The organism is Ruegeria sp. P10 (assembly GCF_056534925.1).
Genome location: NZ_JBQERJ010000010.1, coordinates 177,796 through 201,960 on the forward strand (window position 1 = coordinate 177,796; position 24,165 = coordinate 201,960).

Consider the following 24,165-nt stretch of genomic DNA (forward strand, 5'->3'; position numbering starts at 1 on the left):
GATATGCGATAAAAGCGCCTGAAACAGGCTGGAGACACCAATGCGGATGCCGCGCGCCCTATTTGTTTTGACTGTTGCCGCTGCGGTTGCGGCGTGTTCGAATCCCGGTTTGCGGGATCTGGCGCCTCCGGGCCCGGGGCCGGATGAGTTTTCGGTGCTGCCGGTCAAGCCGCTGACCCAACCTCAGGACTATGCGTTCTTGCCTGCACCCACGCCGGGTGGCGCGAATCTGACGGATCCGAACCCAAATGCCGATGCGGTGGCTGCGCTGGGCGGCAATGCTGCTGCGCTGAATCCGAACGCGTCTGTGCCATCCTCGGATGCAGCGCTTGTCACGGCTTCCAGTCGATATGGTGTTTCTCCCGATGCGCGGCAGGTGGTCGAGGCTGATGACGCCGCGTTCCGCAAACGCCGGGGGCGCTGGACCGGCCTGCGTCTGTTCCCGGTCGACCGCTATGGTCAGGTTTACGAAAAACAATCGATCGATCCGTTCGCGGAAACGGAAGCCGCCCGTCGGGCCGGGATCGAAACCCCTTCTTCGCCGCCGGGTGAATAATTCTTAACTTTCCGTCATCGGGCTTGAACCTGGGCCACGTCACCGTAGTTTGAATACCAGAAACGAAACGGAGGATGCCCTATGGTTCGGGCCCTGGCCTTGTCGGCTGCCCTGATCGCTGCCGCCCCGGTATTTGCCGAGGACGGGAAAGAAGCGGTCACCACATTCACATTGGACAACGGCATGGATGTCGTCGTGGTCGAAGACCACCGTGCCCCGGTCGTGCAGCATATGGTCTGGTACCGGGCCGGATCCGCTGATGAGCCGATCGGATCATCCGGCGTGGCGCATTTCCTGGAGCACCTGCTGTTCAAAGGCACCGACACGCTGGCCCCGGGAGAGTTCTCTGCCACCGTTGCTGCCAATGGCGGCAACGACAACGCCTTCACCTCGTATGACTACACCGCCTATTTTCAGCGTGTCGCCGCCGACAGGCTTGAGCTGATGATGCGGATGGAATCCGACCGGATGCGGAACCTCCGGCTGAGCGAAGAGGACATTCTGACCGAACGCGACGTGATTCTCGAGGAACGCAACCAGCGCACCGAAAACAACCCGCGCGCCCTGTTCGGCGAACAGATGAGCGCGGCCCAGTATCTGAACCACCGCTACGGCGTGCCGATCATCGGCTGGATGCACGAGATGGAGGATCTGGACATGGAGGACGCGCTGTCGTTCTACCAGACCCATTATGCGCCCAACAACGCCATTCTGGTGGTCACGGGCGATGTCGATCCCGCTGAAGTCCGCTCGCTTGCCGATCAGTATTACGGTGTGATTCCCGCCAACCCGGACCTGCCCGAGCGGGTTCGGTCCCAAGAGCCGCCGCAAACGGCCGAGCGTCGCCTGACCTTCAAAGACCCGCGCGTGGCCCAGCCTTACGTTCAGCGCAGCTATCTGGCCCCGGAACGCGATCCGGGCGAACAGGAAAAAGCGGCGGCTCTGTTTCTGCTGGCCGAGTTGCTGGGCGGCAGCACGACGTCTTACCTGAACGAAAAGTTGCAGTTTGATCAGCAAAAGGCCGTCTATGCCGGAGCGTTCTATCGCGGTGTTTCGCTGGATGACACGACCTTTGATCTGATCGTGGTTCCGGCCGAGGGTGTTTCCCTGCAAGAGGCCGAAGACGCCATGGACCAGGCCGTGGCCGACTTCATCGCCGAAGGTGTGAACGAAGACGATCTTGAGCGCATCAAGATGCAGCTGCGCGCCGCCCAGACCTATGCGCGCGACAACGTGGACGGCATCGGCAACCGCTATGGCCGGGCCCTGACCAGCGGCCTGACGGTCGAAGATGTTCAGGCCTGGCCCGAGATCCTTCAGGCCGTGACCGGAGATGAGATCATCGCCGCGGCCCGCGAAGTTCTGCAACCCGAGGCATCGGTCACAGGCTGGCTGATGCGCGATGACGAGGTGACGCAATGAAACGGTTTGTTGCAACGCTGATTGCCTGCCTGGTCGCCCTGCCGGCTTTGGCCGAGATCGAGATCGAAGAAGTGACCTCGCCCGGTGGTATCAAAGCCTGGCTGGTCGAGGATCATTCCATCCCATTCACCGCGCTGGAGTTGCGGTTCCGTGGTGGCACGTCGCTGGACGACCCTGACAAACGCGGCGCGGTCAACCTGATGAGCGGGCTGATCGAAGAAGGCGCGGGCGACATGGATGCGCGGACCTATGCCCGCGAGCTGGAGGCTCTGGCGGCTTCGTTCCGATACAATGCCGGCGACGATTCAGTTTCGATTTCCGCGCGTTTTCTGTCCGAAAACCGGGATGAAGTGGTCGATTTGCTGCGCACGACGATCCACGAACCGCGTTTTGATCAGGATGCGGTTGACCGCGTGCGCGCGCAGGTTTTGTCGGGCCTGCGCTCGGACCAGACTGACCCGAACGAACTCGCAGGCCTCACCTTTGCGCAGATGGCCTACGGCGATCACCCCTACGGATCCGAGGGGAAAGGTACCATCGAAAGCGTCTCGGCCCTGACCCGCGATGACGTGGTCGCGGCTTACGAAGGCGTGTTCGTCAAGGATCGTCTGTACGTAGGGGCCGTCGGCGATATCACGGCTGAGGAACTGGGTACCCTGCTTGATACCCTGCTTGGCGACTTGCCGGACACCGGCAAGCCCATCCCGGGCAAGGCCGAGGTGAACATTCCCGGCGGCGTCAGTGTTGTCGAATTCGACACGCCTCAGTCCGTGGCCTTGTTCGGTCAGGCCGGGATTGATCGGGATGACCCGGATTTCTTTGCGGCCTTCGTTCTGAACCACATTCTTGGCGGGGGCGGGTTTGAAAGCCGGCTGATGCAGGAGGTGCGCGAAAAGCGCGGCCTGACCTATGGGGTCGGGACCTATCTGGTGCCCAAGGATCTGGCTTCGGTCTACCTCGGGTCCGTGTCCTCGGCCAATGACCGTATCGCCGAAGCCGTCGACGTAATTCGCGATGAATGGGCGCGCGCGGCCACCGAGGGTGTGACGCAAGAGGAACTTGACGACGCCAAGACCTATCTGACCGGCGCCTATCCGCTGCGGTTCGATGGCAATGATCAGATTGCCTCGATCATGGTCGGAATGCAGATGGAAGGCCTGCCGATCGACTATATCGCCACCCGCAATGACAAGGTGAACGCGGTGACATTGGAAGATGTCAACCGCGTTGCTGCCGAACTGCTTGACCCGGACGGTCTCCACTTTGTCGTCGTTGGCAAGCCGGTGGGCCTGGAAACAACGAACTGAACCTTTCGGGGGTAAGCTGCGGCTTACCCCTTTTTCATGCTGCGCAGCATGTCTCCCATCATCTGGCCGAACTGGCCCGAGCCGCGCTGATACAACGCCCCGTCCACCGCCAGAACCGTACCGCTGATATAGCTGGCCATGTCCGAGGCCAGAAACAGGCAGGCATTGGCTACGTCCTGCGGGGTGCCCCAGCGGCCCAGCGGCACGTCCCGGCGCAGCTGCTCGCCCGCGTCTGGGGTGGGGGCCAGCCGTTTCGCGCCTTCGGTGCCCTCGATGAAGCCAGGCACCACCGAGTTCACCCGGATGCCTTCCACACCCCATTCCATCGACATGGTGCGGGTGATCTGATCGACGCCCGCCTTGGCGGCACAGACATGGGCCTGGCCCTCGTAGGGCAGGTAGGATTGCGGCGCCGAGATGTTGATGATGTTGCCGCCGGGCCGTTTCAGATAGGGATAGGCGCCTTTCAGCACATGCACGGTGCCCATCAGGTCGATTTCGACCACGGTGCGGAAGGCGTTGGCCGACATTTCCGCCATCAGCGCCGGGAAGTTGCCCGCCGCCCCCGAAACCAGCACGTCGAAATCACCGAGCGCCGCGTGGAACTGTTTCAGCCCCTCCGCGACCGCTTCGGCATCACGCACGTCAAAGGCCGCGCCGATCGCCTCGGCCGCGCCTGCCGCCTTCAGCGCAGCGACGGTGTCATCCACCTTGTCCTGCGAGCGGCTGGCCACGGCCAGTTTCGCGCCCGAGGCCGCGAAGGCCTCGGCGATGCCCCGGTTGATGCCACTGGTGCCACCGATGACGATGACGGTTTTTCCCGAAAAATCCATGTAGGCCTCCCTTGGCGGGAGCCCTACTCGCCGTAGGGCACCCAGATGTTTTTCACTTCGGTCGAAGCCTGAAGGAAGCGGCGGGAATGGTCCATGCCCCAATCGAATGCCGTCGCGTTATTCACCCAGGTCCGTTTCAGGTTCCCGGCCGAGACGACCTCGATCTGCGCCGACAGGTCCGTCGATGAGAACGACCACACCGCGTCCACGTTCAGGTGCGAGGCCAGCGGTTTGGCCAGTTCCGCGTGGCTGCCCGTCAGGATGTTGACCACGCCTGCGGGCACGTCCGAGGTGTCCAGCACCTGATAGAAATCGGTCGCCGCCAGCGGGTAGGGCTCGGACGCCACCAGAACCACCCGGTTGCCCATCGCGATCGCCGGGGCCATGGCCGAGACCAGACCCAGCAGCGGCGCCTCGTCGGCGCACAGCGCGCCGATCACGCCCACCGGTTCCTTCATCGCAATCGCCACGCCCCGGATCGGAACGCCATGCACCTGGCCGTCATACTTGTCGGCCCAGGCGGCGGCGGTGAACAGGCGCTGGATCGCGGCGTCGACCTCTTTCGCACCGTCTTTGCGACCGGTCATGGCGTCGATACGCGCGGCGAACTCGTCAGCACGGGCCGACAGGTTCTCGCCGATGTAATACAGGATCTGCGCGCGCAGATGGCCGGTGGTCTTGGACCAGCCCTTGGCCCCCGCCGCGGCCTCAACCGCGTTGCGCACGTCCTTGCGGTTGGCCAGACCCACATGGCCCAGCAGGCCCGCCTTGCCCCAGACCGGTTTCGAATATCCACCATCGGGTCGCGCCTGCTTGCCGCCGACATACATCTTGGCGGTGCGATCAATCGGGTCGATCGGTGCCCCTTCGCCCATGGCTGCCTCGACCTTTGTCAGCGGCTTGGCCTTGCCCTTAGGTCTGGTATACGCGGCCAGCCCTTCCCAGCCGCCTTCGCGGCCAAAGCCGCTTTCGCGCACGCCGCCAAAGCCCGCGGCCGCGTCGAACAGGTTGGTGGCATTGACCCAGACCACGCCCGCGACCAGCTTGGGTGCGATGTCCAGCGCAAGGTTGACGTTTTCGGTCCAGACCGTGGCCGCCAATCCATAACGGGTGTTGTTGGCCAGCTCGACCGCCTCGGCCGGGGTGCGGAAGGTCGACGAGACCAGAACCGGGCCGAATATCTCCTCCTGCATCAACGGGTCCGAGGTTTCGAGCCCGGTGATCAGCGTCGGCGGGTAGTAGCAGCCATTTGCGGGCAATTCGCAGGCAGCCTGATGCACATGGCCCACCGTATTGCTGTCGACCATGGAGGTGATCGTCTGCAACTGAACCGGATCCACCACGGCACCCACGTCGATGCATTTGTCCAGCGGGTTGCCGATGCGCAGCGTGTCCATGCGGGCGCGCAGCTTGGCATAGAAGCGCTCGGCAATGCCCTCTTGCACCAACAGGCGCGAGCCCGCGCAGCAGACCTGGCCCTGATTGAACCAGATCGCATCGACCAGACCTTCGATGGCACTGTCGATATCGGCATCGTCGAAGACGATATAGGGCGACTTGCCGCCCAGCTCGAGCGTGAGGGACTTGCCCGACCCGGCGGTGGCCTCGCGGATGCGGCGGCCCACTACGGTCGAGCCGGTAAAGGCGATCTTGTCCACGTCTGCGGCCACGATCATCTCGCCCACCGCGCCGTCGCCGGTGACGATGTTGACCACGCCCTTGGGCAGGCCAGCCTGCATGCAGATATCGGCAAACAGCAGCGCTGTCAGCGAGGTGTATTCGGCCGGTTTCAGAACCACCGTGTTGCCCATGGCCAACGCTGGGGCCACTTTCCACGCCAGCATCAGCAGCGGGAAGTTCCACGGGATGATCTGGCCGCAGACCCCCAACGCCTGTGCGTCGGGCAGCTCGGTTTCCATCAGCTGGGCCATTCCCGCGTGATAGTAGAAATGCCGCTGCACCAGCGGAATGTCGATGTCGCGCGATTCCCGGATCGGCTTGCCGTTGTCCAGCGTTTCCAGCACTGCGAACAGGCGGGCATGCTTCTGTATCAGCCGCGCGATGGCATAGAGGTATCGGGCGCGGGCGGGGCCGCCCAGCTTTTCCCATTTGGGCTGGGCCTTGCGGGCGGCGGCAACGGCGGCGTCCACATCGGCCTGTGTGGCCTGGGTCAGCTTGGCCAGAACCTCGCCCGTGGCCGGGTTGCGGCTTTCAAACCCTTTGCCCGGTTTGGTGAAGGTGCCGTCGATGAAATGGCCGAACGTGTCGCCCTGATCGACCAGCCATGCCAGGGCCTCGGCGGCGCTTTCCGGGGCGGGTCCGTATTCCATGGTCTCGAAAATCTCTTTGACTGTCATTTTTCCTGTCCTCAGCCCATCGGGTGCCGGTAGCCGGCCGAGTATGCCCCGGTGACGAAATGTTCCAACTGCCGCTCGATATCGCCCAGCAGGGACGACGCGCCGAACCGGAACAGGTCGGGTTGCAGCCAGCGGTCGCCCAGCTCGTCCTTGATCAGCGACAGGTAGACCAGCGCATCCTTGGCCTTGGAAATCCCGCCCGCGGGCTTGTAGCCCACGCGATAGCCGGTGCGGTCATAATAGTCACGGATCGCGCGGATCATCACCAGCGACACGGGCAGGGTGGCGTTGACGCTTTCCTTGCCGGTCGAGGTCTTGATGAAATCGGCCCCCGCCATCATGCAGACCAGCGAGGCACGCGCCACGTTACGCAGGCTGCCCAGCTCGCCCGTGGCCAGGATGGCCTTTACATGCGCCTCGCCGCAGGCGTCGCGGAATGCCTTCATCTCGTCATAGAGCGCCTGCCAGTCGCCTTTCAGCACATGGCGGCGCGAGATCACGATGTCGATCTCTTCGGCCCCGGCCTTCACGCTTTCGTCGATCTCGGCCACGCGCAGGTGAAAGGGCGACAGGCCCGCCGGAAAGCCGGTGGAGACGGCCGCGACCGGAATGCCGGTGCCTGTCAGCGCATCCACCGCCGTTTCGATCATGTCATGATAGACGCAGACCGCGCCGGTGGTGATCGGCGGCATGTCCAGCGCCTTCAGCAGGGCGGGCGACACCGGCTGGCGGGCCTTGGAGCACAGGCGGCGCACGCGGCCCTCGGTGTCATCGCCCGACAGGGTGGTCAGGTCGATCATGGTGATTGCCTTCAGCAGCCACGCGGCCTGATGTTCCTTTTTCACCGACCGGCGCCCGGGCAGGGTCGCGGCCCGGCGCTCAATGGCCGAGGTGTTGGCCTGCACGGCGCGCACCCAGTCCAGGTCCAGATCCATGCCGGGATTCCGGGCTTCGGTCACTTGCGGCAGATGCGCGGTGCGCACGGGGCTTTCTGAGCTCTGCGTATCCATTGTCACGTCCTTTGGGAGGTTTGCGACAAAATCGCACGGGAGACCGGGGAATGGAAGATGCAGGCGGGCAATGTTTGGATAATTTTTGACCAAATGGACAAAATGTAACCGCTTTCTTGCGAATAATTCGCATTAGCGTTGACTTACTTGCGAATGGTTCTCATATTCAGTTCGAACGAGAAGCAAAAACTGAGGTAGAAGATGATTCGCCGGAATTTTCTTGCGGTATTGGCGCTGGCCTTTTCCCTGCCGGTCACGGCCTGGGCCGATGCACCCCTCAAGGTTGTGGCCACGACGGGCATGATTGCTGACGCGGCACGTCAGGTCGGTGGTGATCAGGTAGACGTCAAGGGGCTGATGGGGCCGGGCGTCGACCCGCATGCCTATCGTCAGACCCGCAGCGATATCGTGGCGATGACGCGTGCGGATCTGATCCTGTGGCATGGTTTGTACCTCGAGGCGCAGATGGAAGATTTCTTCCATGACCTTGAACGCAAGCGAACCGTAGTTGCAGTTGCCGAAGGTATCGACACGTCGAAGCTGCGCGCCCATGACGATTACGCCGACAAATATGATCCGCATGTTTGGATGACGCCCGAGTTGTGGCGGGACGTGGTACTTGAAGTGCAGGCAGCCCTCACCGAGGTGCGTCCTGAAGCGGCCGAGGTTTTTGCAGCGAATGCGCAGGCCCACCTGGCAGATATCGATCGCCTGACAGCCTATGCAGATCAAGTTCTGGCGTCCGTTCCCGACAACAACAAGGTTCTTGTAACCGCCCATGATGCCTTTGGTTACTTTGGTGAAAGTTTCGGGTTCGAGGTTCTGGGAATTCAGGGCATCTCGACCCAGTCCGAGGCGGGACTGAACCGGATAGGCGAATTGGTCGATCTGCTGGTTTACCGCAAGATCACGGCTGTTTTCGTCGAAAGCTCGGTCTCGGATCGTTCGATCCGCGCGCTGATCGAGGGCGCGGCCGCCAAGGGTCATGAAGTGCACGTGGGAGGCGAGTTGTTCTCGGACGCCATGGGTGAAGAAGGAACCTATGAAGGTACCTATCTTGGTATGCTGGACCATAACATCACGGTCATTGCCAGTGCTTTGGGTGGCGATGTGCCAGATCGTGGCATGGACGGAAAACTGTCGGCGGGGTTTTGATCGATGCTGGGCCTGATCAGCAATGAAGGCGTGGCCGTGGGTGACAAGGGGTTGGCCGACAGCCCCCTTGCCCTGCGCGGCCTGACGGTTTCATACGGGCAGAAACCTGCGGTGTTTTCAGTCGACATGACCGTACAGTCCGGGGCGATGACGGCGATCATCGGGCCGAACGGGGCCGGGAAATCCACATTGCTCAAGGCGGCGCTTGGCATCGTTTCCCCTTTGTCAGGTCAAGTGACCGTGTTTGGCCAGCCATTGGACACGCAGCGCGCGCGCATTGCCTATGTTCCTCAGCGTGCCAGCGTGGATTGGGATTTTCCAACGCGTGTCATCGACGTGGTTCTGATGGGCCTGTCGCGCGAACTTGGCTTGCTGGGCCGCGTGCGTGCCCGCCACAAGGCGTGCGCGATGGATTGTTTGCACCGTGTGGGAATGCGGGATTTCGCGGATCGCCAGATCGGGCAGCTATCCGGCGGGCAGCAACAACGTGTCTTTCTGGCGCGCGCGCTGGCGCAGGGCGCGGATCTGTATCTTCTGGACGAACCTTTTGCAGGCGTCGATGCCGCCACCGAGAAAGCCATCATCTCGGTGCTGAAATCCCTGAAAGAGGCGGGCAAGACGGTTGTCGTGGTGCATCACGACCTTGCGACCGTGACCGATTATTTCGACCATGTCTTCCTGATCAACACCCGCAAGGTGGCCGAGGGACCAGTGGCCGAGGCCTTCACGGCGGAAACCTTGCAATCGGCATATGGGGGTCGACTGGCAACCGCGCAGATCGATCAGATATCGCGCGCGCTGGGGTAACGCATGCTTTGGGATGCTCTGACCCTGCAACTTGGCTACAACGCCACACTGGTCGCCATCGGTGCAACCTTGCTGGGTGTTTCAGCCGGTGTGACGGGAACGTTTCTGTTTCTGCGCAAGCGCGCTTTGGTCAGTGACGCAATCAGCCACGCAACCCTGCCGGGCGTCTGTCTGGCTTTCATGGTATTGGTCGCACTGGGAGGAGACGGGCGCAACCTGCTGGGCCTGTTGGCAGGATCGGCCATCTCGGCCTGGATCGGCCTTCTCTGCATGAACTGGCTGACGCGTCACACGCGTTTGGCCGAAGATGCCGCCATCGGAGCGGTCCTGTCGGTCTTCTTCGGCTTTGGCATCGTGTTGCTGACGGTCATTCAGACGATGGGCGTAGGCCGTCAGGCCGGGCTGGAAGGCTTCCTTTTGGGGTCCACTGCCGGGATGCTCTGGGCTGATGCGATGATCATTGCGGTCGGCGGCGCTGCGACGTTGCTGCTGGTCATGATCATTCGTCGCCCGATGATTCTTGTGGCCTTCGATCCTGAATATGCCGCAGCACGCGGGTTGCCGGTGCACAGGATCGATCTGGCCATGATGGGTTTGGTCATGGCCGTGACCGTGGTCGGCCTGAAAATCGTAGGTCTGATTCTGATCGTGGCTTTGCTGATCATTCCCGCCGTGACCGCGCGGTTCTGGTCCGAACGCTCGGACCATGTGGTTCTGCTTGCGGGATTGGCCGGCGGGTTGGCGGGGTACATTGGCGCGGCCATTTCGGCCTCGGCGCCAAACCTTCCGACGGGGCCGATTATCGTTCTGGTCAGCTTTGCCTTTTTTGTCGTGTCTTTGTTTCTGGCGCCGATACGTGGCGTTCTGGCGGCGGTGCTGCGCCATTTGCGCTTTCAGCGCCGGGTGCATATTCGTCAGGGTCTTTTGGCCTTGGCGCAGGGGCAAAAGATCTACGAGCCCTTGACCCTGCGCTTGCTGCGCCGCGCTGGGCTGGTGCGCGCGGACGGCGTTGCAACCGATATCGGCAAAGCCCGCGCGGCCAAGGCGTTGCGGGACGAAAAGCGCTGGGAAATCGTGCGCGCAGATCAGGCGCATGAGGCAACAGCCGCGCTTTATGACGGGTTACGGGACATCGAAACCGTCCTGACCCGCGACCAGATCGCCGAGATAGACCGCCGCATCGGCGGGCCAATGGGGGTGCCGGTATGAGTGGTGAAGAATTTGTCCCTCTGTCTCTGACACCGTTGCTGATCGGTACGTTTGCGGCCATTGCCTGCGCGTTGCCCGGCAATTTTCTGGTGTTGCGCAAACAGGCATTGATCGGAGACGCTATCAGCCATGTGGTGCTGCCGGGGATCGTCGTGGCGTTTCTGATCACAGGGGCGATATCGACCTGGCCGATGATGCTGGGCGCGGCGGGCGCTGCCGTTGTGGCCGTAGTGCTGATCGAAGCCATTCGCCGATTGGGTCAGATCGAACCGGGGGCCGCCATGGGCGTGGTCTTTACCACCATGTTCGCCGCGGGCGTCCTGCTGCTTGAGCAGACGGATACGTCGACGGTGCATCTGGATGTGGAACATGCGCTTTACGGCAATCTCGAAAGCCTGATCTGGCTGGATGCCACCGGATGGTCGTCCTTGCTGGACACAGAGGCGCTGTCCGGGCTGCCCCCGGAATTAACCCGCATAGCGCTGACACTGCTCGGTGTGTCTTTGTTCACCTGGCTGTTCTGGCGGCCGCTGAAGATCTCTACCTTCGACGAAGGCTTTGCCCGGACCATTGGCATTCGCACCGGCGTTCTGGGCATGTCATTGGTCATCACCGCGGCCATCGCGGCGGTGGCGGCCTTTGACGCGGTGGGCTCGATCATCGTGATCGCCATGTTCATCTGCCCGCCTGCCGCGGCGCGGATGTTGACCAACCGGCTGGAAGCGCAGATCGCCTGGAGCGTTGTGTTCGCCATTGCCTCGGCGGTGTCGGGCTATGTGCTGGCAGGTTATGGCCCGCTGTGGCTGGGCGGCGCGGATGCCGTCAGCGCGGCGGGTATGATCGCCACGATGTCAGGCCTGATTCTTGCGGCGGCAGCGATGTTCGGACCCTGCCGGGGCAGGATCGGTGCGCGCATATCTGCCTGATCAGGCATTTTTTCGCCACACAGGCCCACACGTCATCGGCCAATCTCTGCCAAGAAACTGAGCCCGAGAATCTTAAACAGATTTTCCGACAGGTGCGTGATACATGCGGTCTCATAAATTAGCTGAAACACACCACTCACTTGGCACGTCCGGGTGATCCGGAATGAGTTCTCGTTCGCGGATACCCGGGCGCCCCCTCTCTTTTAGAATCTGCGGTTCAAACCGGTGGCAGAGTCGTGCGCGACTATGCTAGGTGTAGGGGTATGGCGCAGGCAAACCCCAATATCGGTGAAAAACGCCCCGTAATTAGGCAGCTCGACGATGCCGCAATCAACCGCATCGCGGCTGGTGAGGTGGTGGAACGACCGGCCTCGGCGGTCAAGGAACTGGTCGAGAATGCAATCGATGCCGGGGCCACGCGGATCGCCATCGATATCGCGGATGGCGGCAAGACCCTGATCCGGGTCACGGATGATGGCTGCGGTATCGCGGCGGAAGATCTGCCGCTGGCCTTGTCCCGCCATGCCACGTCAAAGATTGACGGTTCGGACCTGCTGAACATCCACACTTTCGGCTTTCGGGGCGAGGCGCTGCCATCCTTGGGTGCTGTTGGGCGTCTGACCATCACCAGCCGTGTTCCCGGCGCGGATGCGGCGCAGGTGCACGTCGCGGGTGGCAAGATGGATGCGGTCAAACCCGCCGCCCTGCGCGCGGGGACTGTGGTCGAACTGCGCGATCTGTTCTACGCCACACCGGCCCGCCTGAAATTCATGCGCACGGACCGGGCCGAGGGGCAGGCGATCACCGATATTGTGAAACGGCTGGCCATGGCCGAACCTTCCGTGACATTCGCTCTGCGGGATGTATCCGGCGGCGGAGAGGGTCGCGTGACCTTCCGCGCGGATCGCGAGAACGGAGATCTGTTTGATGCGCTCCACGCCCGACTGGCCCGCGTGATCGGGCGCGAATTCGCAGAAAACGCTTTGCAGATTGATGCCTCGCGTGATGGCATCCGGCTGTACGGCTATGCCGCCCTGCCGACCTACTCGCGGGGGGCTGCCGTAACACAGTATCTTTTCGTCAATGGACGCCCCGTGCGCGACAAGATGCTGACCGGCGCGCTGCGGGCGGCCTATTTCGATTTCCTGAGCCGCGACCGCCACCCGGCTGCGGCGTTGTTCATCGACTGCGACCCCACGCTGGTTGACGTGAACGTCCACCCCGCGAAATCCGAGGTTCGGTTCCGGGATCCCGGCGTCGCGCGGGGGCTGATCGTGTCCAGTCTGCGTCATGCTTTGGCGGAAGCCGGGCACAGGGCATCCTCGACCGTGGCGAATGCGACGCTGGGCGCGATGCGGCCAGAACCTGCACAGCCTGCTCCGGCGCGGGTTTACCAGATGGATCGTCCGTCGCCTGCCGCGCGCACGGCGGCGTATCGCGCGCAGGCTCCGGGTTTTGCCGAGCTGGCCAATGACTATAGCGGCAGCATTGTCGAGCCGACCCCGGTTGCGCAGGTCGCCGAGATGCAGGAGCAGCCTCAGGCGCAGGATCTGCCGCTTGGTGCAGCCCGCGGACAGGTGCACGAGAATTACATCATTGCCCAGACCGCCGATGGCATGGTGATCGTAGATCAGCATGCAGCACATGAACGGCTGGTTTATGAGAAGCTGAAAACGCAGATGGCCGAGAATGGCGTCGCGGCGCAGGCCCTGCTGATTCCGGAAATCGTGGAATTGTCCGACGGGGATTGCGCCCGCCTGATGGCCGTCGCAGATGACTTGACGCGCCTTGGCCTGACCATCGAGCCCTTCGGCGGAAGCGCCATTGCCGTACGCGAAACCCCCGCCATTCTGGGCGAAGTCGATGCGCGCGCCATGATCCTCGACATCCTGGATGAACTCGCCGATCAGGGTGAAAGCCAGATGGTGCAGGCAAGGATCGAGGCGATCCTCAGCCGGGTGGCCTGCCATGGGTCGATCCGATCCGGCCGTCGAATGCGGGCCGAGGAAATGAATGCCCTGCTGCGCGAGATGGAGGCGACGCCGCATTCCGGCCAGTGCAACCATGGGCGACCAACCTATGTGGAACTTAAACTCAGCGATATCGAACGCCTGTTCGGACGCAGTTGATCTGGTTTCAAACACGGTTTAACAAGATAGAAACAAAACGAGAACAAACTGACCCCCATGATCCAGATTGCAGGCACTGAGATGGCGTTGAATGATCCCGTGATACTGACCGTGGGTGGCGTGGTGGCGTTGATTCTGCTGCTGCTGTTCCTGTCGTTGCGGGCGGCCAACCGCTCGGCCCGGCTGGCGGAACCTTTGGCGCGGCAGATGGCGCATCTGGGTCAGCATGTTCAACAACTGGGCCAGGGGCAAGAACAGTTGCGCGGCGGGCTTCAGCATGTCTCGGACACTCAGGCCAACGCGCAGATGCAGGTGATTCAGACGGTCGAGGCGCGTTTGGCTTCGGTCCAGCAACAGATGAATGACCGGCTGGCGGATAATGCGATGAAATCGGCGCGTGCGCTTGCCGAGATGCAGGAACGGATGAAAGAAACGTTGCATGGCTCGTCGAAACAGACGGCGACCTCGCTGACCCAATTGCAGGAACGTCTGGCCGCCATCGACAAGGCACAGGACAATATCACCAAACTGTCAGGCGATGTGCTGTCTTTGCAGGATATACTGTCAAACAAGCAAAGGCGCGGGATGTTCGGGGAAATCCAGCTGAACGATATCGTGTCCAAGGCGCTGCCCGCTGACAGTTATTCGTTGCAAGCCACTTTGTCGAACGGCAGGCGGGCGGATTGCCTGATTCACTTGCCGAACCCGCCGGGACCGATCGTGATCGACGCAAAGTTCCCGTTGGAGGATTTCGAGGCGTTGGCCGCTGCGCAGACGAAGGCGGATGTCGAGAGATGCCTGCGGGCCTTCGGCGCTGCGGTGAAAGTGCATATCAAGGCGATTTCCGAAAAATACATCCTGGACGGGGAAACCGCGGACGGCGCCTTGATGTTCGTACCTTCCGAGGCGATTTACGCCGAACTGCACGCGCGTCTGCCTGATGTCGTGCGTGAAGGGTTCGCCGCGCGGGTCTGGATCGTGTCCCCGACGACGTGCATGGCCACGCTGAATACCATGCGGGCGATCCTGAAAGACGCGCGTATGCGCGAACAGGCCGGCGCGATCCGCAAAGAGCTGGGGTTGCTGCACAAGGATGTGGATCGCCTGGGTGATCGCGTCTCGAACCTGGATCGTCATTTCGGGCAGGCGGCCAAGGATATCTCGGAAATCAAGATCAGCGCCGAAAAGGCTGGCCGCCGCGCGCAGCGTTTGGACAATTTCGACTTTGAAGAAATCGAGACCAAGGCCGAAAACGGCGTTGTGCCCCTTGCTCGTCACGAAGGTTGAAATCTACTGGATGGACAGGTCCAGATTGTACCCCACGGTTTTTCCGGTATCCCTGTCATTGCCCATCAGATAGACGCGGATCGTATAGTCTCCATCGTCGGGCAGGGTGATCCGAGCCGTATTGCCGTCAATCGACCCGTTATAAATCGCCACACCGTCGCTGCCCGGCGGCAGGATGTTGAAATAGATCACGCCGTTACCATTGGTGTCGCTGACCTGAAGATCGGCAAACATCTCCTGCCCGGCTTTGGCGCCCAGCGAATAGTCGAAGTACTCATCTCCTGAGATGGTTCCGCTGACCATGGTGCCAAAATTGCCGGGCTGAAACTGAACCTCGGCCGACATTTGGGCCGATACGACGGGCGCGACAGCAACGAGAAGGGCGCACACAGCAAGTCTTGCGAACATGATCATTCCTTTCAAACACGCCGCTCGCGGCCCTCGCGGGCAATTTCAGATGCGCAGGAAGGGTTGGAACAGGCGTGGCATCAGCTTGGTGAATTTCAACGGTGCATCCGTAACCGCCAGACAAATGCAGTCTTCCGAAATGTCCGCCACAGGCGTGTGTTCCAAATCCTCGTCCGCGATCTCGACGTCGCCACGGGCGAAGCGATCCACTTCGTCCGAGAATGCGCCCTGAAGCACCATCGTCAATTCTATACCGTTGTGGCTATGATCTGGTACAGCCGTTCCGGCTGGAATGAACAGCAACCGGGCCGAGGCCTCGCTTGTGGTTGGAAGAATGGCCTGTTTCACACCCATGCCGATCGGTTTCCATCGGATATCCGAAACCGTACCGCCGACATAATCCTGCAACGGGGCCGGCAATACCGAACAGTTCGGACGCGCCGGTTTGGCCGCTGGCGCACCTTTGGAGATCAACGCCATAGTCGCGGCCAGAGATGTATCACTCATGGCGATGGATACAGTCTGTTCCTCCAGAACATGCCCACCTACGGCATCGTAACTTTCCGCCCGCGCACGGCAATGGTCGCAGAGCGACAGATGCGTCGCGACCATCAGGTCGAATGCCTCGGGCAGACTGCCTGCTGCGTATGCCATCAGCAGGTCATCTGTCAGGTGATGTTTGATCGACTTACTCATCATACTCATCTCAGTTCATTGCATGGCGCAAGCGGTCCAGCGCCAGCCTGATTCGTGATTTGATCGTTCCCAGGGGCAACCCGGTCTGAGACGCAATTTCGCGGTGACTCAGATCACCGAAATACGCCTTTTCGATCAGCTCTCTCTGCGCGTCTGGCAACGCTGTCAAAGCGGTGCGAAGCTGCGCGGTTTCCTGTTGCAGCGCGATGACATCGTCCTGCTCAGGCTCGGCCTCGGGACCCCACCACAATTCTTCGGGTTCGGGGCGGCGTTGCTTTCGCAGAACGTCAATGCGCTTGTTCCGAGCAATCGTGAATACCCAAGTAGCCACAGTTGCCCGCGCCGGGTCGAACAGATGGGCTTTGTGCCACAAGGTCGCCATCACCTCCTGCGCACACTCCTCGGCCATCGTGGCGTCTGATCCTGACTTCATCAGGAACGCCTTGATCCGTGGCGCGAAGTGCTGGAACAGTTCGGCAAATGCCGCCTGGTCCTGCGCGTCGCGGATGCGCCTGACGTGATCCACCCATTCGGTTTTGGTCTCGCGCCCGCCGTTACTTCCGTTCACCCGTCTACCCTTGATGCGTTTCTTTTCGCGCCGAGGCTGAAGGGCGGCCGGTTCAGCCGCAGGTTCGTCCAAGGTCACGGTATCGATCTCGGTAAACATAACCTCATTACGGCGCGTTCCCCAAGCCGGATCACTTTATCGGGACATTATGATCCAAATTGTGCAAATTGCCGTATCAGAATTGCCAGCATCTGAGGGAAATCAGTGCAGTTCAAGGCGTTTACGGGAAGGCCAGAAAGCAGCGGATGACGCAGGAAATAGACCATATCGCGGGTCATACCTATCACGGGCGCAAGGGTGCGATTGAAAACGCATTCCGATACTCGGTCGATTACATCCTGTTGGACCCCGAAGCAGAGCTGGACACCCCTTTGCTGTTTTCGGTTGATCGCGCGAATGTCACGAACTGGCGCACCACCGACCATGGGGGAGAGCCGGGTCACGGGGAAGGGGCCCAGTGGCTCCGCGCGCGATTTGATGAAATGTCGGTGCAACAACCGGCGCGTTTCAAGTTGCTGACGCAACCGCGCGTTTTGGGGCACGTTTTTAATCCCGTCAGTTTTTGGTTCTGTTTTGACGACAGCGATCACCTTTATGCGGTGGTGGCCGAGGTCACCAATACCTATGGCACCCGTCACAGTTACCTGTGTCACAAACCCGATTTCTCGGTCATCGAACCGACTGACAGGGTGGTGGCGGACAAGCTGATGCATGTTTCACCGTTTCAGAAAATCGAAGGCAGCTATACGTTCCGCTTCGACTATCGCGCGGATCGCGTCGGTGTCTGGATTGATTACGGGCGCGCTGATGGTGGGCTGATCGCGACGCTGACCGGCCCGCGGCAACCCCTGACGAACCGCGTGATTCTGTGGTCCTTGCTGCGGCGGCCATTCGGCGCCCGGAGAACCTTTGCACTGATCGTCTGGCAGGCTTTCAGGCTGTGGTTGAAAAAAGCCACCTTTCGCCCGTTTCGTAGGCAACCGGTACCGGACCGGCCGATTTCGCGTGCGCGGAACGAGGGCCGTTGTTTGCGTAAGATCAAAGACTCGCCCCCCGTTCGGTGATTGTGATGGCACAACAACCGCGAACACGAGGAGCTGATGCATGTTGGAAATATCGGCAAGAAAGGTCGCTCAGATTGCCATGATGGGGCGCGAGCTGAACCGGGCAGAAGGTGAAATGCGCGCCTTCATCGAACGTATGAGCGAAGACGAGCAAGCCGAACTGGTTGCCATCATGTGGATCGGCCGCGAAAGCTTTTTCGCCGAGGATCTGGCCGAAGCGATTGCCACTGCCAAGGCCGAGGCCTCGACCCCCTGTGCCGACTACCTGATCGGCACTCCGCACATGTCAGACCACCTTGAGAACGGTCTGGACGCGCTGGGGATATCAGCCGAGGACGTTGAAAACGATCTGATGTGACCTGCCTGCAAAGGGGCGGTTTCTGCGACGGGTCGATATTCGCATTATTTTGATCCGCCACTGAAAAGACATGTCGCGGGCCTGGATCGAAGTTTGCAATTAACGCGCCGGTCCAGCCCGAACTTTCCCTCCAATACAGTCTTAACAAACCTTAATGAACCGGTTTGGCAACGTTAAGGCAGCCTTCCCAAATCTGATGTCATGAAGACAAAGACATTGAGTTCAGGAGGAGAAAGACATGGCACATACACAAACATTCGAAGGCCGGGGTGGCCTGCTTGACGGTCTGTTTTCAAACTATGCAGAAGCAAAGGTCGAGCATTTCCGCCGCCGGATTTTTTCGAAAACCGTGCGGGATCTGGAAAAGCTTGATGACGTACAACTGGCCGACATCGGCATCCAGCGGGATCAGATCAAAAGACGCGCATATGAAAGTGTGTATCACAACAAGCCATACCGGCAGTGATCAAGCATTCAGCGTGAACTGAGACAATCCCCAAAAGCATGTTAGCGAGGTTACCAGAATGTTCGACGTCGTACCGCCCACCAATCAACCGGCTCCGGCCGCCACTGCGCTTTTGCTGTTCGATCGTGCCATGCGAATCCGTTCGATCAGTCCTGATATTGTCCGCGCAGCCCAGCATCTGAATGCTTTGACCGATCATCAGTTGTCCGAGCTGGGCATCAACCGCAGTGATATCGAAGATACCATCCAGCGGTATATCTGAAGTCCGGGTGAGGGAAACCCGAACGAGGACAACATGCGTAAAGTGGAACAATGAAAGCCATTCCAGGCAGTCTGGAATGGCTTTTTTGCATTCAGGCCGTGTGATCGACGATTTGCAGATGTTGGGCCAGCTTTTCGATTTCACCCATCCATCCCTGCACCAGCTTTGGATCGCTGGGGGCCGCGTGAACACCGGCCGGGATGGCGCGGTTCAATACGGCCTCGACCGCAAGTGAGACCGGAATCGACACCAGACGCGCCATCGCCGTGCCACGCTCGTCGCCCCAGGCATCCATGACATAGGTCTTGTGCCAGACTTCGACGCCGTCTTTCTCGGCCTTCAATCCCACGCACAACACAACACGATCAGGCTCGCCTTCGTCATAGGCGTTTTCCTCCCAGAACTGGTCCGACATCTCTTTCAGACGCGCATCCCCTTCCGGGCCGGACAGGGTTTCGATCTCGGTGAACACATCCGACCACGCGTCGGCCCAGCCGTTCAGACGCAGCGTGCCGCGGACGAATTCCTTGACCGGCCAGTGATCCTCGAAATGGTATTGCGCCATGAAGGGTATCGAATCGCGGTTCGGGTAGACCTCGAAGCTCTCCGGTGTGGGCAGCGGCGCGATATAGCTGCTGATCGCATCCCAGGGGCGGGCAACGTCCAGCGGCGCGTAATCTCGGATCGATTTCGACGGCGACCGCAGCGCTTTCAACACGCCCAGCGGCGACCAGCTGAATTTATAGCGGAACGGGTTGGGGTTCTTGGGAATGCCGCCGCAATAGGAAATGAAGCTCAGATGGTTTTTCGGGTCGAAGGCGTCGGAGGCGCGGTAGTCGTCCACCAGCGCATGCGCCATCAGGTGATCGATGCCCGGGTCCAGCCCGACCTCGTTGACCAGTGCGACGCCGGCGTCGCGCGCCTTGTCGTCCAGCGCGCGCATCTCGGGCGCGATATACGAGGACGAGACGAAATTGGCCTGTTTCGAAATTGCCAGGTCCGCAAGCGGTACATGCCAGTCGCCCGGCAGCATCGAGACGATCACATCGCCCTTCTCCAGTACGGCGCCAAGCGCATCGATGTCGAAGGCGCGGATCTCGTCGGTCAGGTCTCCGACCTCGGCCCTGGCCTTGTCGACGGTCCGGTTCCACACGGTGACCTTGTGGCCGCCTTCGATCAGGCGACGCAGGCCGGGAATGGCCGAGAGGCCGGTGCCACACCAATGAATGGTCATCGTTCAGAGTCCTTCAATATGCGTTTTGTAAGTTGCTTCTGCCCGACCCCAGACACCGCTGTCCAGATCGGTCAGAGTCAGCAAGGACGGCAGCAGTTGCGCGGCATAGTCTTCCGAGCTTTCGACCGGCAGCATCGACGGCAGGTTGTCGATCGCCATCACGTCCATCACCGGGTCGGTGGCCACGCGCAGGGCGGGTTCTTGCCACGTGGTGGCGCGGTCATAGACGGGCACCGGGTTGTAATCGCTGTCCGGGTCGCAGGCCACGTCACCGATGGCGGTCAGCTTGCGCGGGGCGGTCAATGCCTCGCGCGGGACGAAGACAGGCGTTCCGGGGCGCGCGAAGATGCAGTTCAGGAACAGATCAAGGTCGAGGATTTCCGGGAAAGGCCCACCGCGCGCGGTTTCGGCCATGTCCCACTTGGTGACCGCGACGCCCATCGCCTCACACAGGTCTGCGGCGCCGGTGCCTACACGGCCCAAAGCTCCGATGACGATGGCGCGGGGCCGGGGCGCGCCTGTGGCGTCCAATTCTGCCAGAAGTTCGGCGTTCAGCGCGTCCTTGCCGGGATAGACGCCGACAGGGCCGCAGATCTCGCCCCGTTGCTGCGCCGCCCAGGTCTTGAGCGTCACCGCCGCGCCCGCGTAGCCTGCCCAATAGCCGAATGCGGCGACCCGGCGACCATCTTCATCCACAAGGTATTCCAGATCATATAGCGTGCCGCCGCCCGCCTTGAACCGTTCCAGCAGAGCCCGGCCCGAATGCTGGCCCTTGAAGGCATGGCCGAACATGATGTGGCGGTGGGGCAGGGGTGTACCGTCTTCGGGCAGTTCCTTGAGGCCGAAGATGATCGCGTCCAGCGGGGCCTCGGGCCAGGAATTCTCGGGCGCGATCTCGCAGCCTGCTTCCTTGTAGCCGTCCAGTGGAATGGCGCGGGCATGGCTTTCCTCGACCGTCACGCGGATGCCGGCCGCGATCAGCGCGGCGGCACCTTCCGGCGTCAGCCCAACCCGTTCTTCGTTCGGGCGCTGTTCTGCCCGGACCCAGAGATGTGTCATCTTATTTCCTTTTGTCAGAGCATTCCGGCAGCACGCACTGCCTGAACCGAAGGGCGTGCCTCCATCGCCTCACGGAAGGCGACGATTTTGGGAAAGGCCGAAACGTCCACACCATCGCCTTCCAGCCAGCTGCACACCACATACAGATAGGCATCGGCCAGCGAGAACGCCTCGCCCAGCACAAATGGACCACGCAGGCCGTTCGACGAGATATAATCGCAGGACGCGGTCATCGTCTGCGCGACCTTGTCTTTCATGTCTTTCCAGCTGGATTTCTTGTCGGCCCAGCGGTGCCCGCGCAGCTTGTGCGCGTGGTTCACATGCATGGTCGAGGCAAGGTAGAACATCACTTCGCGCATCCGGGCAGCCATCACCGGATCAGCCGGCACCAGCCCGGCCTCGGGGGCCTTGGCCGCAACGAATTCCAGCAGGGCTCCGGTTTCAGTCAGGATGCCGCCATCCACCACCAGCGCCGGAACGCGGCCTTTGGGGTTTATTTGCTTGTAAGCTGGTTTCGTCTGTTCGCCCCCGGCGAAGTCGAGTTTGATCGCTTCGTATTCCAGCCCGGCCTCTTCCAGTGCGATCGCGACAGCGACCGAGATGGTTCGGGGTGCATAGTAGAGCTGCATCAGGCGTCTCCGATCTGGTTACAGGTGGGTCTGCGCGAACTGCCGATCAGGGGCTTCCAGATGCGGAACGGCATTGAAAAGAACCGGGCTCAGCTGAGCGCCAATCGGATGCAGACGATGCATCGACGTGTTCATGATGGCAAGGGCCACCCGTGCCATTGACGGGATATCCAACCCCATCGCCTGCCGCACCACCATCGAAATCAACCCGCCCGAGGTCACGACGATGGCCGGTCCGCCCTCGGTCCCGATCTCGTGCAGCGCGTCGCGCACGCGCGTCTCGAATTCTTCGAAGGTTTCCGGCGGGTTCTTGATTTCGCCATTGGCCCAGGCCGCAAATGTTCTGGGCAGGTGTTCGACGAAACCTTCGCGGTCGGTGGGGATCGCGACGCCGTGTTGGTCCTCGAACAGTTGCGCCAGCGTGAAATACTCGATCTCGTTCAGTCGCGCGTCACGGATTGGATCGTGCAATCCCATGCTGTCCGCTGTCTCGGCGTGACGGGTCAGGGTGCCGCAATAGACCCGGGCATAGTGGCTGCGGGTGTCGCGCAGATGCGCCCCCAGCCAACGCGCCTGCTGATGCCCCAAGTCGCTGAGCCTGTCATAACTTGCCTCGTCCCGCGCCGTTGTGTTTGCCTGCCCGTGACGCACCAATGTGATATGTGACATGTCGGTCCCTCTTGCGCCGAAGTCTTAGGGCAGGTTCCCCTCTGGTGCCAGAGGGGTTTCACGCCTGTCGAAAAAAACCTCGCTCCTTTTCTGTTTCTGGCTATGGTTCGCCCCGAACAAACCTCCGGAGGGGTATATGACCGTCGATCACACGCGTTTTCTGACCGACCTGCATAAGTTGCGTGCATTTGGTGCCGCAGGAGTGGGCAAGGGGGTTGTCCGCCCTGCCTATTCCGACGCGGATATCGCTGCGCGCCAGTGGCTTGCCGGACGTATGCGTGAAGCGGGCCTGACTCCGCAGTTTGACCCGGTGGGAAACCTGTTCGGATTGGCGTCCGGCCCTTCGCTGTTGATGGGATCACATTCCGACAGTCAGCCCGAAGGCGGTTGGCTGGACGGCGCCCTTGGCGTCATCGCCGCACTGGAAGTTGCACGTTCCGTCGACCGTCCCATTTCAGTTGTCAGCTTTCAGGACGAAGAGGGGCGGTTTGGCGTGACCACAGGTTCTGCTGTCTGGTCGGGCGGTTTGTCTCTGGAAAAAGCCGATGTGTTGACCGATGGGGCGGGCGTCAGCTTTGGCCAGGCCCGATCGTCCATGGCAGATCTGTCCCACGGATTCGTGGACCCGTCCCGTTTCAATGGCTTCATAGAGATGCATATCGAACAGGGCCCCTCTCTGGACGCGTCCGGAGACCAAATCGGAGTCGTCACCGATATCGTTGGCATCCGCGATATGTCGATCACATTCGAAGGTCAGCAGAATCACGCCGGCACCACCCCCATGCACCTGCGCCGCGACGCCTTTCAGGCCCTGTCCCTGTTCAACACCCGGCTCAATGAGAGGTTTCGCAATGTCGTCACGCCGCAGACGGTCTGGACCATCGGGCGGGTCAACCTGCATCCAAACGCTTCGTCCATCGTGCCGGGACGGGTTCGGTTCTCGATGCAATGGCGCGATGCTGATGCAGACCGTTTGGCCCGGATGGAGGAGATCATTCGGGCGACAGCACAAGAAACCGCTGAGCAAATGGGGATGAGCTTGGATTACGGCCCCATGCTGGGGCTGGATCCCGTTGCCATGGATCCGACCTTGCGCTGCGCTCTTGAACGCGGTGCAGAACAGGTCGCACCGGGTCGGTGGCGCAGGATGCCCTCGGGGGCCTTGCACGATGCCACCAATGTGTCTCGCCTGATGCCGGTCGCGATGCTGTTCACGCCCTCGATCGACGGTATCAGCCATGATTTTGCAGAAGATACGGCAGAGGTCGATTTGATTGCCGGGCTCGAAGGTCTGGTGCGTGCGGTGCGGTCCCTCTCTGTCTGAACGTCACTTTGCGCCGAGAAATCCCGAAGAAGGTATGTATCGACGGTGAAATCCTTCCCTCTGGTATCCGGTCGGACGCCAGGGAATTCACGCGATGGAAACAAGGATTGTTGCCTAACGGAAAAAAGTTTCCTATAGGAACATTCATGGTGCATGCGTCTGTATACCGCCTCTTCTACGGATCGGTGTTTCACTAAAAACCGGGTGGAATCATTGCATTCTATGCGGCTTGGGGCAGACTGACGGTTATGCATTTTGACCTTTGGATAATCGGAAGTTGACCGGATCATGACCACACCGAAGCGCACGCCCTTGTATGACCTTCACGTCGAGCTTGGCGGCAAGATGGTTGATTTTGCGGGTTGGGAGATGCCTGTTCAGTATCCTTTGGGGATCATGGGAGAGCATAAGCAGTGCCGTGAGAAGGCGG

The 24,165-nt window shown here is 61.0% G+C and carries 24 protein-coding genes and 1 pseudogene; 15 read left to right on the top strand and 10 right to left on the bottom strand.

Features of this window, described 5'->3' with window-relative positions; all coding sequences use genetic code 11:
- Positions 1-40: 40 nt before the first annotated feature.
- From ACR0FB_RS17170 to ACR0FB_RS17180, 3 genes are all read left to right on the top strand, one after another.
- Positions 41-556, top strand: a complete 516-nt coding sequence (locus ACR0FB_RS17170; RefSeq protein ID WP_171637281.1) for a DUF3035 domain-containing protein — start codon at positions 41-43, stop codon at positions 554-556.
- 81 nt (positions 557-637) lie between these two features.
- Positions 638-1,978, top strand: a complete 1,341-nt coding sequence (locus ACR0FB_RS17175) for a M16 family metallopeptidase (RefSeq protein ID WP_480491963.1) — start codon at positions 638-640, stop codon at positions 1,976-1,978.
- Entirely contained in the window at positions 1,975-3,285 is a 1,311-nt protein-coding gene (locus tag ACR0FB_RS17180; RefSeq protein ID WP_480621497.1) for a M16 family metallopeptidase, read from the top strand. Before ACR0FB_RS17175 ends, ACR0FB_RS17180 begins: the two co-directional genes overlap by 4 nt.
- A gap of 23 nt (positions 3,286-3,308) precedes the next feature.
- On the opposite strand, the gene ACR0FB_RS17185 is transcribed toward ACR0FB_RS17180, so the two are convergent.
- Genes ACR0FB_RS17185 through deoC form a run of 3 tightly spaced genes read right to left on the bottom strand, consistent with a single transcriptional unit; the run spans position 3,309 to position 7,485 of the window.
- Positions 3,309-4,118, bottom strand: coding sequence for an SDR family oxidoreductase (locus ACR0FB_RS17185; RefSeq protein ID WP_480621498.1), 810 nt, complete (start codon positions 4,116-4,118; stop codon positions 3,309-3,311).
- Positions 4,119-4,141: 23 nt separating this feature from the next.
- Positions 4,142-6,475: an aldehyde dehydrogenase family protein gene (locus ACR0FB_RS17190; protein ID WP_171724668.1), complete on the bottom strand. Its 2,334-nt coding sequence runs from the start codon at positions 6,473-6,475 to the stop codon at positions 4,142-4,144.
- 11 nt (positions 6,476-6,486) lie between these two features.
- Positions 6,487-7,485 carry a deoxyribose-phosphate aldolase gene (gene deoC, locus ACR0FB_RS17195; RefSeq protein ID WP_480621499.1) on the bottom strand — a complete coding sequence of 333 codons (999 nt, stop codon included), beginning with the start codon at positions 7,483-7,485 and terminating at the stop codon, positions 6,487-6,489.
- A gap of 201 nt (positions 7,486-7,686) precedes the next feature.
- Here deoC and ACR0FB_RS17200 point away from each other — a divergent pair, with 201 nt between their 5' ends.
- The 6 genes from ACR0FB_RS17200 (at position 7,687) to ACR0FB_RS17225 (ending at position 14,998) form a co-directional block, all read left to right on the top strand.
- Positions 7,687-8,640 (top strand): metal ABC transporter solute-binding protein, Zn/Mn family, encoded by a 954-nt coding sequence (locus tag ACR0FB_RS17200; protein WP_480621500.1) that lies wholly within the window; start codon positions 7,687-7,689, stop codon positions 8,638-8,640.
- 3 nt (positions 8,641-8,643) lie between these two features.
- Positions 8,644-9,447 (top strand): metal ABC transporter ATP-binding protein, encoded by an 804-nt coding sequence (locus ACR0FB_RS17205; RefSeq protein ID WP_480621501.1) that lies wholly within the window; start codon positions 8,644-8,646, stop codon positions 9,445-9,447.
- A 3-nt stretch (positions 9,448-9,450) separates the two neighbouring features.
- Positions 9,451-10,656, top strand: a complete 1,206-nt coding sequence (locus tag ACR0FB_RS17210; RefSeq protein ID WP_170346667.1) for a metal ABC transporter permease — start codon at positions 9,451-9,453, stop codon at positions 10,654-10,656.
- Positions 10,653-11,582, top strand: a complete 930-nt coding sequence (locus tag ACR0FB_RS17215) for a metal ABC transporter permease (protein WP_480621502.1) — start codon at positions 10,653-10,655, stop codon at positions 11,580-11,582. Before ACR0FB_RS17210 ends, ACR0FB_RS17215 begins: the two co-directional genes overlap by 4 nt.
- A gap of 263 nt (positions 11,583-11,845) precedes the next feature.
- On the top strand, positions 11,846-13,711 hold the full coding sequence (mutL, locus tag ACR0FB_RS17220; protein ID WP_171724664.1) for a DNA mismatch repair endonuclease MutL: 1,866 nt from the start codon (positions 11,846-11,848) through the stop codon (positions 13,709-13,711).
- A gap of 57 nt (positions 13,712-13,768) precedes the next feature.
- Positions 13,769-14,998, top strand: a complete 1,230-nt coding sequence (locus ACR0FB_RS17225; protein ID WP_209835245.1) for a DNA recombination protein RmuC — start codon at positions 13,769-13,771, stop codon at positions 14,996-14,998.
- Between the two features lie 3 nt (positions 14,999-15,001).
- On the opposite strand, the gene ACR0FB_RS17230 is transcribed toward ACR0FB_RS17225, so the two are convergent.
- The 3 genes from ACR0FB_RS17230 to ACR0FB_RS17240 are packed head-to-tail and all read right to left on the bottom strand — an operon-like array spanning position 15,002 to position 16,769.
- A complete protein-coding gene (locus ACR0FB_RS17230) occupies positions 15,002-15,406 on the bottom strand; it encodes a hypothetical protein (RefSeq protein WP_171637262.1) in 405 nt (134 codons plus the stop codon).
- A gap of 45 nt (positions 15,407-15,451) precedes the next feature.
- The gene (locus ACR0FB_RS17235; RefSeq protein WP_171637471.1) at positions 15,452-16,102 is read right to left on the bottom strand and encodes a ChrR family anti-sigma-E factor; all 651 of its coding nucleotides are present in this window, start codon (positions 16,100-16,102) and stop codon (positions 15,452-15,454) included.
- A 10-nt stretch (positions 16,103-16,112) separates the two neighbouring features.
- Positions 16,113-16,769 (bottom strand): sigma-70 family RNA polymerase sigma factor, encoded by a 657-nt coding sequence (locus ACR0FB_RS17240; protein WP_480491955.1) that lies wholly within the window; start codon positions 16,767-16,769, stop codon positions 16,113-16,115.
- Positions 16,770-16,915: 146 nt separating this feature from the next.
- Here ACR0FB_RS17240 and ACR0FB_RS17245 point away from each other — a divergent pair, with 146 nt between their 5' ends.
- The 4 genes from ACR0FB_RS17245 (at position 16,916) to ACR0FB_RS17260 (ending at position 18,820) form a co-directional block, all read left to right on the top strand.
- Positions 16,916-17,734 carry a DUF1365 domain-containing protein gene (locus tag ACR0FB_RS17245; RefSeq protein ID WP_171637258.1) on the top strand — a complete coding sequence of 273 codons (819 nt, stop codon included), beginning with the start codon at positions 16,916-16,918 and terminating at the stop codon, positions 17,732-17,734.
- A 40-nt stretch (positions 17,735-17,774) separates the two neighbouring features.
- A complete protein-coding gene (locus ACR0FB_RS17250) occupies positions 17,775-18,092 on the top strand; it encodes a DUF3775 domain-containing protein (RefSeq protein ID WP_117871872.1) in 318 nt (105 codons plus the stop codon).
- Positions 18,093-18,330: 238 nt separating this feature from the next.
- Positions 18,331-18,558 (top strand): YjiS-like domain-containing protein, encoded by a 228-nt coding sequence (locus tag ACR0FB_RS17255; RefSeq protein ID WP_171637256.1) that lies wholly within the window; start codon positions 18,331-18,333, stop codon positions 18,556-18,558.
- A gap of 58 nt (positions 18,559-18,616) precedes the next feature.
- Positions 18,617-18,820, top strand: coding sequence for a DUF1127 domain-containing protein (locus ACR0FB_RS17260; RefSeq protein WP_171724662.1), 204 nt, complete (start codon positions 18,617-18,619; stop codon positions 18,818-18,820).
- Between the two features lie 91 nt (positions 18,821-18,911).
- Here the strand turns inward: ACR0FB_RS17260 and ACR0FB_RS17265 are convergent, their stop codons facing one another.
- From ACR0FB_RS17265 to ACR0FB_RS17280, 4 genes are read right to left on the bottom strand one after another with little or no spacing between them, the layout of a single operon-like run.
- On the bottom strand, positions 18,912-20,054 hold the full coding sequence (locus ACR0FB_RS17265) for a saccharopine dehydrogenase family protein (protein WP_480621503.1): 1,143 nt from the start codon (positions 20,052-20,054) through the stop codon (positions 18,912-18,914).
- Between the two features lie 3 nt (positions 20,055-20,057).
- Complete coding sequence (locus ACR0FB_RS17270; RefSeq protein WP_210093691.1) at positions 20,058-21,113, bottom strand: saccharopine dehydrogenase; 1,056 nt, start codon at positions 21,111-21,113, stop codon at positions 20,058-20,060.
- Positions 21,114-21,127: 14 nt separating this feature from the next.
- Positions 21,128-21,742 (bottom strand): glutathione S-transferase family protein, encoded by a 615-nt coding sequence (locus ACR0FB_RS17275; RefSeq protein WP_171637250.1) that lies wholly within the window; start codon positions 21,740-21,742, stop codon positions 21,128-21,130.
- A gap of 18 nt (positions 21,743-21,760) precedes the next feature.
- Entirely contained in the window at positions 21,761-22,411 is a 651-nt protein-coding gene (locus ACR0FB_RS17280) for a histidine phosphatase family protein (protein ID WP_171637248.1), read from the bottom strand.
- A 136-nt stretch (positions 22,412-22,547) separates the two neighbouring features.
- On the opposite strand from ACR0FB_RS17280, the gene ACR0FB_RS17285 reads away from it, so the two are divergent.
- Complete coding sequence (locus ACR0FB_RS17285; protein ID WP_480621504.1) at positions 22,548-23,735, top strand: Zn-dependent hydrolase; 1,188 nt, start codon at positions 22,548-22,550, stop codon at positions 23,733-23,735.
- 285 nt (positions 23,736-24,020) lie between these two features.
- A pseudogene (gcvT, locus tag ACR0FB_RS17290) lies at positions 24,021-24,165 on the top strand (glycine cleavage system aminomethyltransferase GcvT); the annotation flags it as partial.